A 14490-nucleotide genomic window follows, 5' to 3' on the forward strand; every position below is an offset into this window, starting at 1 on the left:
CCCGCCGGTCAGGGGGCGGGCGGCGTCCGCTGCTCTTCTGGGGCCGCGGCCGGCCCGCCCCAGTGGAACAGCGTCATGGCCACGCTGGTGGCGAGGTTGTAGCTGGACACCTGCGGTCGCATCGGGAGCGACAGCAGCTTGGTGGCCCGGCTCCGGACGTCCGCCGAGAGCCCGTGCCGCTCGGAGCCGAAGGCGAGCAGCGCGTCATCGGGGATGGGCACGGACCGGATGTCGTCGCCCTCCGGGTCGAGTGCGTACAGCGGTCCCGGAGGGAACTCGTCGGGTGCAAGCCGTTCGACGGCGGTGGCGAAGTGGAGCCCGGCGCCCGCGCGTACGGCGTTCGCGTGCCAGGGGTCCATGTCACCGGTCGTGATCACACCGGTCGCCCCGAACCCGGCGGCGAGCCGTACGACGGCCCCGACGTTCCCCAGATTCCGCGGGTTGTCCAGGACGACGACGGGAGACGGACGGGGCAGTGCCGACAGCGCGTCCAGATTGGTCGGGCGACCGCGTCTGACCGCCAGCGCGGCGATCTGCGTGGCGTGGACGCGCGGCACCAGTTCCCGCAGGACATGGGCCGGTATCTCCACGACGGATTCCTTGATCGCGTCGGTCAGATCGTCGGCCAGTTCCGCCGCCAGTGCCAGGACGGAGTCCTTGTCGCTCGTGACGGCCGACCGTACGTCCGCCCCGAACCGGAGGGCGTGTTTCAGCGCGTGGAAGCCGTCGAGCACCACCAGGTCGGGGCCGGCCTCGCGCCACCGCCGTACGGCGAGGGCGGCATCAGCGTCGTTCATCGCCTCAGAGTACGGCGTGCCCACGGTGACCAGGCAGTTCGCGGGCCCCCGCGCCAGCCGTTCGCATGCCCGGTCCGGATGGTCACGCGCCCGTCCCACGACCGGCCGTCGGTCAACCGACGAGAGTCCGGGGCTGTTCAGGACTCTCGCTCCGCTGCTCCGGCAGCGGTTTGCCCCGCTGGCGGAAAAGCCGGTCCCACAGGCCCGCGATCCGGCCGCCGAGCCAGCGCAGGAAGTTCGTCGGCAGGAACACCGCGTCGGCGGCGATCATCGCGAGCGAGAAGAACGGCAGCCCCAGCAGCACGGCGATGCCCGCGTGCTCCAGCATCATCGCGACCAGCAGCACGTTTTTGACGCGGCGGTTGAAGAGCGTGAACGGGAAGGCGACCTGCACGATGACCGTGCCGTAGCTGAGCAGCATCACCATGACGCCGCTGGAGGCCAGCAGCCCGGAGAGATCCGGCCAGGGCGAGAAGTAGTCCAGCTTGAGCGGGTAGTACAGGGCGGTGCCGTCCTGCCAGCGCGAGCCCTGGATCTTGTACCAGCCGGCGGTGGCGTATACGAGACAGACCTCTGCCATGATCACGGCGAGTCCGGCATTGTGGACAAGGTTGGCGAGGATGTCGAGCAGGGCGCGGGGCTCGCCGTGGGGCGCGTAACGGTTCGCCGCCCACCACAGGCCCTGCGCGACCCAGAGTCCCCAGAACAGGATCAGCATCCACAGCTCGACATGGACCTGGTCCAGCCAGGTTCCGACGAGGAGGAACCCTCCGAGAACGACCCACAGGACCGGTCCGACACGGTCCGGTACGGCGCGCTCCGGTACGCCACCGTCCGGTACGCCACCGGCCTCCTTGCGCGCGGCACGCGCCGCGCGCCTGGCGTCCAGCGACCAGACCTGACCGCACCGCGTCAGCACCAGATAGATCGCGATCAGATGGATGATGTTGTCGCCGCCGTCGCCCATGAAGATGGAGCGGTTCTGCAGCGAGAGCACGCCGACCATGAAGAGCACGGACATCGTGCGGGTGCGCCAGCCGAGCATCAGCAGCGCGCTGGACAGCACGGCGACGGCGTACACGATCTCGAACCACACCGTGCTGTCCGACCACATCAGGCCGGTGAAGGCACCGTTCTTGGCGATCAGCTGCCGGGCGATGTCCCAGCCCCACGGGGCGTCGGGCCCGTACATCTCATGGCGGTGGGGCAGCTCGCGCAGCAGAAAGAGCAGCCAGGTGCCGGCGAACCCGATCCGGACGACGGCGCTCTGGTACCGGCCGAGAGGGCCGGCGGTGACGCGCTGGATACCGCGGGCGGCCCAGCGGTCGACGGTGACCCGCTTGCCGCTCCGGCCGCCTGGCGCCTCCGGCACCCCGCCCGGCCGGCTCCCCTGCTGATGCTCCAACCGCTCGCTCACTCGCCCGCCTCCGTACGGCCGTTCCGTACGCCCCCGGGAAGATCGGACGCGTTCACCGTCCACCAGGGGAAGACCCGGTAGAACGGTCGCGTAGTGACCTTCTCCTTGCTCCAGGAGGGGGCCGCGATGGAGGTCGTGGCGGACCTGAGCTGGAGGCGTTCCACGGAACCGCCCAGATCGTGGTCCTCCAGGCGCAGCATCACTATGCGGCGGATATAGCTCTCGGAGAGCTGCCCGCGCAGGCCATTGGGACGGTTCTTGTTGTCGCGCGATCCGACGAAGAAGTCCCAGCCCCGGCGCAGCTCGTTCTGGTCGACATGGCTGGGCAGGAAATTGCCGCGGATGGCCGCGCCGTCCTCGGCGGAGAGATCGATCCAGTCGGTGGTCCTGCGCGCGCCGTCGGGGGTCTCGACCTCGGCGCGCGCCTCGACGGCGACATTCTGCTGGAGCGGGTTGGGCGCGAAGAGCTTCCAGTTCTGTTCGAACTCGGGGTAGATCCAGCCGTCGACGGTCTCACCGTGCTGCTTGGTGAGCGTGTTCGACGGGGCGACATGCAGAAAGACCATGGCCACATGAGCGCAGGCCAGCACCCCTATGACCGCGAGGGCCACGGCGGCCACCACCTGGTAGCGCAGGGAGAGGCCGGCTATCCCCGCGCCCGGTGGTGGCCCGGCCGGCACACCCTCGTCGTCGTACGAATCCATCCCGCCCCGATCCCCGTTGGTGCCACAGTCAGTTATCCACAGCGGTTGACACCCTACGGGCCGCCGACTCACCATTGAAGTCCATGAACCGAACGATCGGTCGGTAGGGGGCCCGGATGACGGCAGTGACCGCGGGGACAGCTGCGGAGGCGACGATGGAGACGACGGCGGAGGGGTTCGAGGCGGCGTTCGACGCCGCGGTGGCCGCCGATGAGCGCATCGAGCCGCGTGACTGGATGCCCGAGGCGTACCGCGCCTCGCTGGTCCGCCAGATCGCGCAGCATGCCCACTCCGAGATCATCGGCATGCAGCCGGAGGCGAACTGGATCTCGCGCGCGCCGTCGCTGCGCCGCAAGGCGATCCTGATGGCCAAGGTGCAGGACGAGGCGGGACACGGCCTGTATCTGTACAGCGCGGCCGAGACGCTGGGCACCGGCCGCGAGGAGCTGCTCGACAAGCTCCACACCGGCCGCCAGAAGTACTCGTCGATCTTTAACTATCCGACGCTGACCTGGGCCGATGTCGGCGCGATCGGCTGGCTGGTGGACGGCGCGGCGATCACCAACCAGGTGCCGCTGTGCCGCTGCTCGTACGGCCCGTACGCCCGCGCGATGGTCCGGATCTGCAAGGAGGAGTCCTTCCATCAGCGGCAGGGGTACGAGCTGCTGCTCGCGCTCAGCAACGGGACCCCGGCGCAGCACGAGATGGCGCAGGACGCGGTGAACCGCTGGTGGTGGCCGTCGCTGATGATGTTCGGCCCGCCGGACGACGAGTCGGCGCACTCCGCGCAGTCCATGGCGTGGAAGATCAAGCGGCATTCCAACGACGAGCTGCGCCAGCGCTTCGTGGACATCTGCGTCCCGCAGGCCGAGGCCCTCGGGCTGGCTCTTCCCGACCCGGATCTCCGCTGGAACGAGGAGCGGGGCCGGCATGACTTCGGTGCCATCGACTGGGCGGAGTTCCGCGAGGTTCTCAAGGGGAACGGCCCCTGCAACGAACAGCGCATCACCCAGCGCCGCCGGGCGCACGAAGAGGGTGCCTGGGTACGGGACGCGGCGGCGGCGTACGCGACGAAGCGCCGCGCCGGCAGCGTGCCGGCGGAAGACGGGGTCCGGATGATGGAGGCGACGGCATGAGCAGCTCGACCGACTGGCCGCTGTGGGAGGTGTTCGTACGCTCCCGCCGCGGGCTGTCCCACACCCACGCGGGGAGCCTGCACGCGCCGGACGCGGAGATGGCTCTGCGCAACGCCCGCGATCTCTACACCCGGCGCAACGAAGGGGTGTCGATCTGGGTCGTCCCGTCCTCGGCCATCACCGCCTCCTCCCCCGACGAGAAGGATCCGTTCTTCGCGTCGGCCGCCGACAAGCCGTACCGGCACCCGACCTTCTACGAGATCCCGGAAGGGGTGAAGCACCTGTGAACGACGCACCGGTGACGGCCCCGCCCCGGGCAGCGGCCCTCGCGCTCGGCGATGACGCGCTGGTGCTCTCGCACCGGCTGGGAGAGTGGGCGGGACACGCGCCCGTGCTGGAGGAGGAGGTCGCGCTCGCCAATATCGCGCTGGATCTGCTCGGACAGGCACGGATCCTGCTCTCCCTCGTCGGGGACGAGGACGAGCTGGCCTATCTGCGCGAGGAGCGGGCCTTCCGCAATCTCCAGCTGGTCGAGCAGCCCAATGGCGACTTCGCGCAGACGATCGCCCGCCAGCTCTACTTCTCCACCTACCAGCTCTTCCTGTACCGGCAGCTGGCCGCCGGGGACAGTGCCTTCACCGGTCTCGCGGCCAAGGCCGTCAAGGAGGTCGCGTACCACCAGGACCACGCCGCGCACTGGACGCTGCGGCTCGGCGACGGCACGGCCGAGAGCCATGAGCGCATGGCGCGGGCCTGCGGGGCGCTGTGGCGGTACACCGGCGAGATGTTCGAGCCGGTGGAGGGGCTGGAGGTCGACTGGCGGGCCCTGGAGGACAGTTGGCGCGAATCCGTCGCCGGCGTGCTGGAGCGGGCGACGCTGACGCTGCCGGACGGGCCCCGCTCCGGTGCGTGGCGGGCGGGCGCGGGCCGGCAGGGGCTGCACACGGAGCCGTTCGGGCCGATGCTCGCCGAGATGCAGCATCTGCACCGCAGCCACCCGGGGGCGTCATGGTGACCGGCACGGGCTCCCGGCCCGCTTCCCCCGCCCCGGCCGCTCCGGGCGATACGCACCCGACCGCGCTGGAGACCGAGCTGCGCGCGCTCGCCGGCGCGGTGCCCGACCCCGAGCTGCCGGTGCTGACGCTGGAGGAGCTGGGCGTGCTGCGTACGGTCGTGATGTCGGGCCCCGGCACGGTCCGGGTCGAGCTGACCCCGACGTATACGGGCTGCCCGGCGATCGAGACGATGTCCGAGGACATCGAGCGCGTGCTGCGTGAGCGCGGAATACCGGACGTCTCGGTCGTCACGGTCCTCTCCCCGGCCTGGTCGACGGACGACATCAGCGCCGAGGGCCGACGCAAGCTCGCGGAGTTCGGCATAGCCCCGCCCCGCCCGGGCGCCGCGGACGGGCCCGTACCGCTCTCGCTCTCGATCCGCTGCCCGCACTGCGGCTCGACCGACACCGAGCTGCTCAGCAGGTTCTCCTCCACCGCGTGCAAGGCGCTGCGCCGCTGCGCGGCCTGCCGTGAACCGTTCGACCACTTCAAGGAGTTGTAGATGTTCCATCCGCTCCGGGTCAGCGAGGTCGAGCCGCTCACGGACGACGCGGTGGCCGTCACCTTCGCCGTCCCGCCCGAGCTGCGCGCGTCCTTCCGGCACACCCCCGGCCAGCACATCGCCCTGCGCCGTACCGGCGCGCAGGGCGAGGAGATCAGGCGTACGTACTCGATCTGCGCCCCCGCGGGGGCCGATCCCGTGCTGCGGGTCGGGATCCGGCTGATCGAGGGCGGCGAGTTCTCGACGTACGCCCTCAAGGAACTCGCCGTGGGCGACGTGGTCGATGTCATGGAGCCGACGGGCCGTTTCACGCTGGAGCCGCGTGCCGGACACTTCGCGGCGGTCGTCGGCGGCAGCGGCATCACGCCGGTGCTGTCCATCGCGGCCACCCTGCTGGCGCGGGAACCCGGTGCCCGGTTCTGTCTGGTCCGCAGCGACAGGACCGTCGCGTCCACGATGTTCCTGGAGGAGGTCGCCGACCTCAAGGACCGCTATCCGGACCGGTTCCAGCTGGTCAGCGTGGTCTCCCGGGAGGAGCAGCAGGCGGGGCTGCCGTCCGGCCGGCTGGACCGGGAGCGGCTGAGCGGGCTACTGCCGGCGCTGCTGCCGGTCGCCGAGGTCGACGGCTGGTTCCTCTGCGGCCCGCTGGGTCTGGTGTCCGGCGCCGAACGGGCGCTGCGCGGTCTCGGAGTGACCCGCGACCGTATCCACCAGGAGATCTTCCATGTCGACGACGCCGTCGCCATGACCACGGCGGCTCCGGGCCCGGCCGCCGCGCCGGCCCCCGCGCACAGCACGCTCACCGCGACCCTCCACGGCCGCTCGGGCAGCTGGCCGGTCAAGGACGGGGATTCCCTGCTGGAGACCGTGCTGCGCAGCCGCGCGGACGCGCCGTACGCGTGCAAGGGCGGGGTCTGCGGGACCTGCCGGGCGTTCCTGGTCTCGGGCGAGGTCAGGATGGACCGCAACTTCGCGCTCGAACCGGAAGAGACGGAAGCGGGCTATGTGCTGGCCTGCCAGTCCCATCCGGCCACCACGGAAGTGGAGTTGGACTTCGACCGCTGAGACGCACTCCCCGCCCTGGAAGGGCCCTGGGGCGGGCCTCAGACGGGTCGCAGAGGGGTCTCAGAGGGGTCTCAGAGGACGAACGCCGGGCTGCCGTTGTCGGTGACCATCGGACGCCCGGCGCCGTCCCAGGCGAGCATCCCGCCGTCCACGTTCACCGCGTCGACGCCCTGCTGGACCAGATACTGGGTGACCTGAGCGGACCGGCCGCCGACCCGGCACATGACATAGGCCCTGCGCCCCTCGGCCACCGCCTCGGTCACCTCTCCGAAGCGGGCCACGAAGTCGCTCATCGGGACATGCAGCGCGCCCTCGACATGGCCGGCTGCCCACTCGTCGTTCTCCCGGACATCCAGCACCAGGCCGTCGGCCGGGACCGCCGCGGCATCGACCGAGGGCAGCGGGGCGAAGTTCATGGGCAGTGCCTTCTCTCGTACGTGACCGGGGCGGGCGGAGTTCCGGACCAGGACCTGGACCGGCACCGGACCCACGGGCTCTCGAACCGACCGGGGGGCTCCGAAAAACCTACTGCACCAGCCTGGCCAGTTCCGTCTCACGCTCGGAGACCTCCGCGAGCAGCTGCTCGGCGATCTCCTCCAGCAGCCGGTCCGGGTCGTCCGGGGCCATCCTGAGCATCGCGCCGATCGCGCTCTCCTCCAGCTCCTTGGCGACCACCGTCAGCATCTCCTTGCGCTGTGCCAGCCACTCCAGCCGGGCGTAGAGCTCCTCGCTCTCGCTCAGCCGGGGCGCCGTGGGCGCCGGCCCCGCCGCCCACTCCGCGACGAGTTCCTGGAGCAGCGGCTCGTCCCCGCGCCCATAGGCGGCGTTGACGCGTGTGAGGAACTCCTCACGCCGTGCCCGTTCCTTCTCGTCCTGCGCCAGATCCGGATGCGCCTTGCGCACCAGATCGCGGTAGAGCTTGCGGGCCTCGTCGCTCGGCCTGACCCGCTTGGGCGGCCGCACCGGCTGATCCGTCAGCATCGCCGCGGCCTCCGGCGACAGACCGTCGGAGTCGAGCCAGTCGTGGAACAGCTCCTCCACGCCGGGCATCGGCTGCACCAGCGCACGGGCCTCGCGCGCCTTGCGCAGATCCTCGGGATCGCCGGTGCGCGCCGCGCGTGCCTCGGCGATCAGCGCGTCCAGCTCATCGAGCCGGGCGTACATCGGGCCGAGCCGCTGGTGGTGCAGGCGGGAGAAATTCTCCACCTCGATCCGGAAGGTCTCCAGCGCGATCTCGAACTCGATCAGCGCCTGCTCAGCGGCGCGCACGGCCGTCTCCAGCCGGGCCTCCGGACGTGGCGCCGCCCCCGCGTCCGGCGCGTCTCGTACGTCCTGCTCGTCGTCGTTTCGGATCGTCGGCTCCCCAGGGGCGTCGTGCATCACCCGTCCAGCGTAAGGGCGAACGCGGTGGCCCCCGCCCCGTCCCGGCCCGTCACACCCCCAGCTCTGCCGCGATCCGCCCGCTCCTGACGGCCGCGAGGAGCTCGGCGTGGTCCGCCTCCGTACGGTCCGCGTACGCCATGGCGAACGCCGCCACGGCCCCGTCCAGCTCCTCGCTCTTGCCGCAGTACCCGGCGATCAGCCGCGGGTCCACGCTGTGCGCATGGGCCCTGGCCAGCAGCGCGCCGGTCATCCGTCCGTAGTCGTCTATCTGGTCGGCCGGAAGCGCCGCCGGATCCACGCTCCCCTTGCGGTTCCTGAACTGCCGTACCTGACAGGGCCTGCCCAGGACCGTCGTCCACCCCAGCAGGTTGTCGCTGACCACCTGCATCCGCTTCTGCCCGAGCACCACACGGCGCCCCTCGTGTACCACCTCGGGCGTCTCGAACCCGACGGCCGCCAGATGGGGCAGCAGGGCTGAGGCCCGCGCCTCCTTCACCTGGAGCACCAGCGGCTCGCCCCGGTGGTCGAGGAGCAGCACCACATACGACCGCGTCCCGACGCTGCCGGTGCCGACCACCCGGAACGCCACGTCGTGGATCGCGTACCGCGCGAGCAGCGGCAGCCGGTCCTCCGAGAGCGTGCCCAGATACTCCTCCAGCGAGGCGGCGACCGCCGCTGCCTCCTCGTCGGGCACCCGCCGCAGAACGGGCGGCGCGTCCACGAACCGCCGCCGCGCGGCCCCGCCCCTACCCCCGTCCCCGTCGGGCACGGTCTCGGTGGACTTGGCCGCGAACCGCGCGCTCGTGTTGTTGCGCGCCTTCTCCGAGACGCGTTCCAGCGTGCCGGCCAGATCACGCGCGTCGGCGTGCGAGACCAGCTCCTCGTCCGCGATGGCGTTCCACGCGTCGAGGGCGGGAAGCTTCGCCAGCAGCCGCATCGTGCGCCGGTAGGCGCCCACCGCGTCGTGCGCCCCTTGCCGACAGGTGTCCTCGTCCGCGCCCGCCTCGCGGCCGGCCAGCACCAGTGAGGTGGCGAGCCGTTTGACGTCCCACTCCCAGGGGCCGACCACGGTCTCGTCGAAGTCATTGAGATCGATGACGAGCCGGCCGCGCGCGTCCCCGTACAGACCGAAGTTCGCCGCGTGCGCGTCCCCGCAGATCTGCGCGCCGAAGCCGGTGACCGGGGTGCCCGTCAGATCGTGGGCCATCAGCCCGGCGGAGCCCCGCAGAAACGCGAACGGCGTCGCGGCCATCCGCCCCACCCGCAGCGGCGCCAGCTCGGGCACCCGGCCCCGGCTCGACTCCTCGACGGCGCGCACAGCGTCGGGCCGCCGCGCCGTGAACACCACCGAGTCGTGCGCGGACCTCGGCACCCGTACCCGCAGCGCCTTCCCCCGGCCCTTGGGCGTCTCCGCCCCGCCCACGGCCGTACGCGGCGCGAAACCCGGCACCGCCGGAATGCGCTCGATCCCCGAAGCCGCAGAAAACCCAGAAACCTCAGAAACCCCGGACCCCCCGGAGCCCCCGGAGCCCCCGGAGCCCCCGGAAACCGTGCGCGGCATGCCCTCCGCCGACCCGACATCGCCCATGGCGTGCCGCCTCCCCCGTACTCGTGCGAGATCAACCGCACACGACGGTACCGCCGGGCCCGACCGCCGTCTTCCCCCTGTGGATAACGCCGGTCCGCTCACCCGGCGGCCCTGTGGACAGGGCCTAACAGCCGCCCTCCGAGACCCCTCCCAGATGGGATTCGGCCCACAGCGACAGCTCCTTCAGCGCGGGTTCCATCGCCGCGCCCGCCTTCGTCAGCCGGTACGAGACCCGCAGCGGCGGCCCCTCATCGACCTCGCGCACGACCAGCCCCGCCGCCCCCAGCTCCGTGAGCCGGTCCGAGAGCATGCGCTCGCTGATGCCGGGGATCGCCCGGCGCAGCTCCGCGAAGTAGACCGCTCGTTCCATCAGTACGGAGATGATCGGCCCGGTCCACCGCTTGCCGAGCAGCTCGAAGACGCGCGTGATGCCCACGTCGACCTTCTTGCACGCGTCCTCACTGTGGTCCGCCATACGCATAGAGTACTGGTTTCCCGAGGGGAGATGAAAAAAAGTAAGCGACTATGTTATTCATAGGAGCGAACGGAAGTTCCATCCGTTTGCCGTCCTACGCCACCCCTCATGGAGACCCTCATGGCCACGCTGCTGCACATCGACTCCGCCGTCTTCCCCGAAGGCTCCGCCTCGCGCGACATCACCGCTGCCTTCGTCCAGTCCTGGCGGGAGCAGCACCCCGAGGGCAAGGTCGTCTACCGCGATCTCGCCGCCACCCCGCTGCCCCACCTGAACGTCGCGGCCGCCGCCGCGGGCGCGGACGACGCGCTCCGCGCGGAACTGGCCGCCGAACTGGCCGAGGCGGACGCCGTGCTGATCGGCGCGCCGATGTACAACTTCACGATCCCGTCCACCCTGAAGGCATGGCTCGACCAGGTGATCATCGTCGGCCACAACGCGGGCATCCCCGACGCCCCGCTGGCCGCCACCCCGTTCACGATCGTCGCCAGCCGCGGCGGCTCGTACGCCGCCGGCACCCCGCGCGAGGACTGCGAGTTCGTCCAGAACTACCTGGAGAAGGTGCTGTCGAACATGTTCGGCACCACCCAGATCGACTTCATCGTCCCCGAGCTGACCCTGGCCCACACGAACCCGGGCATGGCCGACCTCATCCCGCTCGCCGAGGCGTCCCGCGCCAAGGCGGAGGAGGAGGCCACGCAGAAGGCCAAGGCCCTGGCCGCCCGCCTCGCCGCCTGAGCACACAGCGCCCAGCGCGCATCGCCCACGCGCACAGCGCTCACCCAGCCATGCCTCCCCCGGGACCTCGCCCGCGGGAGGCATGTCTCACACCGGGGCACGAAGGTTCCTGCCTCAGAACCCCCGGGGGACGACGAAGAAGCCCCGTAGGTCGATGACCCACGGGGCTTCCATCTGTGCGCGAGGGGGGAGTTGAACCCCCACGCCCTTTCGGGCACTGGAACCTGAATCCAGCGCGTCTGCCTATTCCGCCACCCGCGCATTGGGTGTGTCGTCCGGTGCCTCACCTGCTGGTGTGCGCTCCTGGCGACATCGAGAAGATTAGCACGGTGCGGAGGGTGGGTTCACATCCGTTTGTTTCGACGACCCGGCCGCGGAACAGGGAACGGACAGCGGCCGCCCCCCACTCCTCCTGAGTGCACCCCGGGTGCGGGACACTGGCGTCAGGCCGCCTCTACGATCCGTGTGAGAGGTGACACTCATCGACGGGGCAGACAAGGGGAACCAGCCGATTTCCCGACGCGTGGATACGATCAGTAAGCAGTACCAGGACGGCCACTACGGAGGAGGTGCCCCATGGGAGTCATGAAGCGTTTCGAACAGCGTCTCGAAGGTTTGGTCAATGGCACCTTCGCGAAGGTGTTCAAGTCCGAGGTCCAGCCCGTCGAGATCGCGGGTGCCCTCCAGCGCGAATGCGACAACAACGCAACGATCTGGAACCGCGAGCGGACCGTCGTACCCAACGACTTCATCGTGGAGCTGAGCACGCCCGACTACGAGCGTCTCAGCCCGTACTCCGGCCAGCTCGGCGACGAACTGTCCGGACTCGTCCGCGACTACGCGAAGCAGCAGCGCTACACGTTCATGGGCCCGATCAAGGTCCATCTGGAGAAGGCCGAGGATCTCGACACCGGCCTGTACCGCGTCCGCAGCCGCACGCTGGCGTCGAGCACGTCCCAGGCGCCCGAGCGCGCTCCCGCGGGCCCCCCGGCGCCCGTATCCCCGCAGGGCAGAGCTCCCGGCGGTTACGGGTACCCGCCCGCCGCGGTCCCTCCCATGCCGGCCGCCCCGCCGCCCGGCGGCGGCCACGCGCCCGCCGCGAACCGTCCCCCGGCCCCCGGCCCCGGCGCGCCGCCGCACGGCCAGGTGCGCCGCTGGATCGAGATCAACGGCACCCGTCACCAGATCTCCCGCGCGACGCTCGTCCTGGGCCGCAGCACCGACGCGGACGTACGGATCGACGACCCCGGTGTATCGCGCAGGCACTGCGAGATCCGGACCGGAACGCCCTCGACCATCCAGGATCTCGGGTCGACCAACGGCATCGTGGTAGACGGACAGCACACCACCCGCGCTACGCTCCGCGACGGCTCGCGGATCGTCGTGGGCAACACCACCATCGTTTACAGGCAAGCCGAAGGGTGAAGCGGGGGCAATGTCAGAGCTGACCCTGACGGTCATGCGGCTAGGTTTTCTGGCCGTTCTGTGGCTGTTCGTGATCGTGGCCGTACAGGTCATCCGCAGCGACCTGTTCGGAACACGCGTCACGCAGCGCGGCTCACGCCGCAACGCCGACGCCCGACCGCAGCAGGCACGCCAGACACCGGCGCCGCCCCAGCAGCGCCAGCAGCAGCAACAGGGGGGCAGGCAGCGCCGAGGAGCCCCCACCAAGCTCGTCGTGTCCGAGGGCAGCCTCACCGGCACCACGGTGGCGCTCCAGGGACAGACCATCACGCTGGGCCGCGCGCACGACTCGACGATCGTGCTGGACGACGACTACGCGTCCAGCAGGCATGCCAGGATCTACCCGGACCGCGACGGCCAGTGGATCGTCGAGGACCTCGGCTCCACCAATGGCACGTATCTCGACCGGACCCGGCTCACGGCCCCGACACCGATCGCGCTTGGCGCTCCGATCCGCATCGGCAAGACCGTCATCGAGCTGCGGAAGTAGTACGACAATGAGCGAGCGGAGCGAGCGAGCCGCGGCGGTACCCACGGCGGACCGCGGCCGGCTCCCGACCGGAGGGTGGGCAGTGTGGCTCGAGACCGGCTGGCGCGACAGTCGACTGGCGAGCCGACGGGCGAGGTGCGCATGAGTCTGTCTCTGCGCTTCGCCGCCGGATCGCACAAAGGCATGATCCGGGAGGGAAACGAGGACTCCGGTTACGCCGGTCCCCGGCTGCTGGCCATCGCCGACGGCATGGGTGGCCAGGCCGCGGGCGAGGTCGCCTCCTCCGAGGTGATCTCCACCCTCGTACAGCTCGACGACGATGTGCCGGGTTCGGACATCCTCACCTCGCTCGGTACGGCGGTGCAGCGCGCCAACGACCAGCTGCGCGTGATGGTCGAGGAGGACCCCCAGCTGGAGGGCATGGGCACCACGCTCACCGCCCTTCTCTGGACCGGCCAGCGCCTCGGCCTCGTCCATGTCGGCGACTCCCGCGCCTACCTCCTGCGCGACGGCGTACTGACCCAGATCACCCAGGACCACACCTGGGTGCAGCGGCTGGTCGACGAGGGCCGGATCACCGAGGAAGAGGCCACCACCCACCCGCAGCGCTCCCTGCTGATGCGCGCGCTGGGCAGCGGCGACCATGTCGAGCCCGATCTCTCCATCCGTGAGGTCCGGGCCGGCGACCGCTATCTGATCTGCTCCGACGGCCTCTCCGGCGTCGTCTCCCACCAGACGATGGAGGAGACGCTCGCCAGCTACCAGGGCCCGCAGGAGACCATCCAGGCGCTCATCCAGCTCGCGCTGCGCGGCGGCGGCCCCGACAACATCACCTGCATCGTGGCCGACGTCCTGGACGTCGAGTCCAACGACACCCTGGCCGGGCAGCTCAACGACACCCCGGTCGTGGTCGGGGCGGTCGCCGAGAACCAGCTCCCGCTCAGCTCCGCCGAGAACGCCGCCGCGATGCAGACCCCGGCGGGCCGCGCCGCCGGCCTCGGCCGCGCCGTACCGCCGCAGCCCGGCGGGGGCGGCTTCGGCCCGCCCGGCAGCGGCGACAGCACCGGCTACGACGGAATGCCGCCCGGAGGCGGTTTCGGGGCCTACGACGACGAGGAGTTCGTCAAGCCCCGCCCGCGCCGCAGGTGGCTCAAGACGTCCTTCTACGCCGTCCTCGCGCTCGCCGTCGTCGGCGGCGGACTGTACGGCGGCTACTACTGGACGCAGACGCAGTACTACGTCGGCGCCAACAAGGAGCATGTCGCGCTCTACCGAGGTATCAGCCAGGATCTCGGCTGGGTCTCCCTCTCGAAGATCGAGAAGGAAACCGACATCGAACTCAAGTACCTGCCGGACTACCAGCGCAAGCAGGTCGAGGCCACCATCGCCGAGGGCAGCCTCTCCGGCGGACGCGAGAAGATCGATGAACTCGCCGTCCAGGCATCGGCCTGCAAGAAGGACGAGCAGCGCCGCCAGGCCGACCGCGCGGCCAATGTGATCACCGGCGAAGGACAGGCCGGCGGCACGACCGGTACGAGCACCTCCGCGAAGACCACCGACACCAAGCCGAAAGCAGCCACTCCCACTCCGGGCCCCAGCCTCTCGGAAGAGGAGCAGAAAGTGGCCTCGAACTGCGGTAAGCAGTAGGAGCCGGCCGTAGGGGGCCTTTCACCACC

At 70.6% G+C, this 14490-nt stretch carries 16 protein-coding genes and 1 tRNA gene; 9 read left to right on the forward strand and 8 right to left on the reverse strand.

Features of this window, described 5'->3' with window-relative positions:
• Window positions 1-8 precede the first annotated feature (8 nt).
• From IF11_RS0108855 to IF11_RS0108865, 3 genes are all read right to left on the reverse strand, one after another.
• Window positions 9-797, reverse strand: coding sequence for a TrmH family RNA methyltransferase (locus IF11_RS0108855; RefSeq protein ID WP_030350924.1), 789 nt, complete (start codon window positions 795-797; stop codon window positions 9-11).
• Between the two features lie 112 nt (window positions 798-909).
• Window positions 910-2169, reverse strand: coding sequence for an HTTM domain-containing protein (locus IF11_RS0108860; protein ID WP_051745726.1), 1260 nt, complete (start codon window positions 2167-2169; stop codon window positions 910-912).
• A gap of 41 nt (window positions 2170-2210) precedes the next feature.
• Window positions 2211-2993: a DUF5819 family protein gene (locus tag IF11_RS0108865; RefSeq protein WP_240627788.1), complete on the reverse strand. Its 783-nt coding sequence runs from the start codon at window positions 2991-2993 to the stop codon at window positions 2211-2213.
• Window positions 2994-3034: 41 nt separating this feature from the next.
• Here IF11_RS0108865 and paaA point away from each other — a divergent pair, with 41 nt between their 5' ends.
• Genes paaA through IF11_RS0108890 form a run of 5 tightly spaced genes read left to right on the forward strand, consistent with a single transcriptional unit; the run spans window position 3035 to window position 6676 of the window.
• Complete coding sequence (gene paaA, locus IF11_RS0108870) at window positions 3035-4054, forward strand: 1,2-phenylacetyl-CoA epoxidase subunit PaaA (protein WP_030350927.1); 1020 nt, start codon at window positions 3035-3037, stop codon at window positions 4052-4054.
• On the forward strand, window positions 4051-4341 hold the full coding sequence (gene paaB / locus IF11_RS0108875) for a 1,2-phenylacetyl-CoA epoxidase subunit PaaB (RefSeq protein ID WP_030350928.1): 291 nt from the start codon (window positions 4051-4053) through the stop codon (window positions 4339-4341). Before paaA ends, paaB begins: the two co-directional genes overlap by 4 nt.
• On the forward strand, window positions 4338-5069 hold the full coding sequence (gene paaC / locus IF11_RS0108880; protein WP_051745714.1) for a 1,2-phenylacetyl-CoA epoxidase subunit PaaC: 732 nt from the start codon (window positions 4338-4340) through the stop codon (window positions 5067-5069). Before paaB ends, paaC begins: the two co-directional genes overlap by 4 nt.
• Complete coding sequence (gene paaD, locus IF11_RS0108885) at window positions 5063-5611, forward strand: 1,2-phenylacetyl-CoA epoxidase subunit PaaD (RefSeq protein ID WP_078490560.1); 549 nt, start codon at window positions 5063-5065, stop codon at window positions 5609-5611. The genes paaC and paaD overlap by 7 nt, the downstream gene beginning before the upstream one ends.
• Window positions 5612-6676: a 2Fe-2S iron-sulfur cluster-binding protein gene (locus IF11_RS0108890; protein WP_030350931.1), complete on the forward strand. Its 1065-nt coding sequence runs from the start codon at window positions 5612-5614 to the stop codon at window positions 6674-6676.
• A 71-nt stretch (window positions 6677-6747) separates the two neighbouring features.
• On the opposite strand, the gene IF11_RS0108895 is transcribed toward IF11_RS0108890, so the two are convergent.
• From IF11_RS0108895 to IF11_RS0108910, 4 genes are all read right to left on the reverse strand, one after another.
• Complete coding sequence (locus IF11_RS0108895) at window positions 6748-7092, reverse strand: rhodanese-like domain-containing protein (protein ID WP_030350932.1); 345 nt, start codon at window positions 7090-7092, stop codon at window positions 6748-6750.
• 109 nt (window positions 7093-7201) lie between these two features.
• Complete coding sequence (locus tag IF11_RS0108900; protein WP_030350933.1) at window positions 7202-8059, reverse strand: J domain-containing protein; 858 nt, start codon at window positions 8057-8059, stop codon at window positions 7202-7204.
• 49 nt (window positions 8060-8108) lie between these two features.
• A complete protein-coding gene (locus IF11_RS0108905) occupies window positions 8109-9647 on the reverse strand; it encodes a DUF2252 domain-containing protein (protein WP_106979132.1) in 1539 nt (512 codons plus the stop codon).
• Between the two features lie 124 nt (window positions 9648-9771).
• Window positions 9772-10122 carry a winged helix-turn-helix transcriptional regulator gene (locus IF11_RS0108910; RefSeq protein WP_030350935.1) on the reverse strand — a complete coding sequence of 117 codons (351 nt, stop codon included), beginning with the start codon at window positions 10120-10122 and terminating at the stop codon, window positions 9772-9774.
• Window positions 10123-10242: 120 nt separating this feature from the next.
• On the opposite strand from IF11_RS0108910, the gene IF11_RS0108915 reads away from it, so the two are divergent.
• Entirely contained in the window at window positions 10243-10860 is a 618-nt protein-coding gene (locus IF11_RS0108915) for an FMN-dependent NADH-azoreductase (RefSeq protein WP_030350936.1), read from the forward strand.
• Window positions 10861-11037: 177 nt separating this feature from the next.
• On the opposite strand, the gene IF11_RS0108920 is transcribed toward IF11_RS0108915, so the two are convergent.
• Window positions 11038-11121, reverse strand: a tRNA-Leu gene (locus tag IF11_RS0108920).
• A gap of 315 nt (window positions 11122-11436) precedes the next feature.
• On the opposite strand from IF11_RS0108920, the gene IF11_RS0108925 reads away from it, so the two are divergent.
• The 3 genes from IF11_RS0108925 to IF11_RS0108935 all read left to right on the forward strand — a co-directional run bounded on the left by IF11_RS0108925 (window position 11437) and on the right by IF11_RS0108935 (window position 14461).
• Window positions 11437-12285, forward strand: coding sequence for an FHA domain-containing protein (locus IF11_RS0108925; protein ID WP_030350937.1), 849 nt, complete (start codon window positions 11437-11439; stop codon window positions 12283-12285).
• Window positions 12286-12295: 10 nt separating this feature from the next.
• Window positions 12296-12814, forward strand: a complete 519-nt coding sequence (locus tag IF11_RS0108930; RefSeq protein ID WP_030350938.1) for an FHA domain-containing protein FhaB/FipA — start codon at window positions 12296-12298, stop codon at window positions 12812-12814.
• Window positions 12815-12955: 141 nt separating this feature from the next.
• Window positions 12956-14461, forward strand: a complete 1506-nt coding sequence (locus tag IF11_RS0108935) for a Stp1/IreP family PP2C-type Ser/Thr phosphatase (protein ID WP_030350939.1) — start codon at window positions 12956-12958, stop codon at window positions 14459-14461.
• The last annotated feature ends 29 nt before the right edge of the window (window positions 14462-14490 follow it).

Origin of the sequence: Streptomyces scopuliridis RB72 (genome assembly GCF_000718095.1) — a bacterium.
Taxonomy (GTDB): Bacteria; Actinomycetota; Actinomycetes; order Streptomycetales; family Streptomycetaceae; genus Streptomyces; species Streptomyces scopuliridis.

Bases quoted from the DNA above. Each gene is read 5' to 3' on its own strand.
- IF11_RS0108915 (WP_030350936.1), top strand. From the start codon at position 10,243: ATGGCCACGCTGCTGCACATCGACTCCGCCGTCTTCCCCGAAGGCTCC.
- IF11_RS0108890 (WP_030350931.1), top strand. From the start codon at position 5,612: ATGTTCCATCCGCTCCGGGTCAGCGAGGTCGAGCCGCTCACGGACGAC.
- IF11_RS0108910 (WP_030350935.1), bottom strand. From the start codon at position 10,122: ATGGCGGACCACAGTGAGGACGCGTGCAAGAAGGTCGACGTGGGCATC.
- IF11_RS0108930 (WP_030350938.1), top strand. From the start codon at position 12,296: ATGTCAGAGCTGACCCTGACGGTCATGCGGCTAGGTTTTCTGGCCGTT.
- IF11_RS0108905 (WP_106979132.1), bottom strand. From the start codon at position 9,647: ATGGGCGATGTCGGGTCGGCGGAGGGCATGCCGCGCACGGTTTCCGGG.
- paaA (WP_030350927.1), top strand. From the start codon at position 3,035: ATGACGGCAGTGACCGCGGGGACAGCTGCGGAGGCGACGATGGAGACG.
- IF11_RS0108865 (WP_240627788.1), bottom strand. From the start codon at position 2,993: ATGGTGAGTCGGCGGCCCGTAGGGTGTCAACCGCTGTGGATAACTGAC.
- IF11_RS0108895 (WP_030350932.1), bottom strand. From the start codon at position 7,092: ATGAACTTCGCCCCGCTGCCCTCGGTCGATGCCGCGGCGGTCCCGGCC.
- paaD (WP_078490560.1), top strand. From the start codon at position 5,063: ATGGTGACCGGCACGGGCTCCCGGCCCGCTTCCCCCGCCCCGGCCGCT.
- IF11_RS0108855 (WP_030350924.1), bottom strand. From the start codon at position 797: ATGAACGACGCTGATGCCGCCCTCGCCGTACGGCGGTGGCGCGAGGCC.
- IF11_RS0108925 (WP_030350937.1), top strand. From the start codon at position 11,437: ATGGGAGTCATGAAGCGTTTCGAACAGCGTCTCGAAGGTTTGGTCAAT.
- IF11_RS0108935 (WP_030350939.1), top strand. From the start codon at position 12,956: ATGAGTCTGTCTCTGCGCTTCGCCGCCGGATCGCACAAAGGCATGATC.
- paaB (WP_030350928.1), top strand. From the start codon at position 4,051: ATGAGCAGCTCGACCGACTGGCCGCTGTGGGAGGTGTTCGTACGCTCC.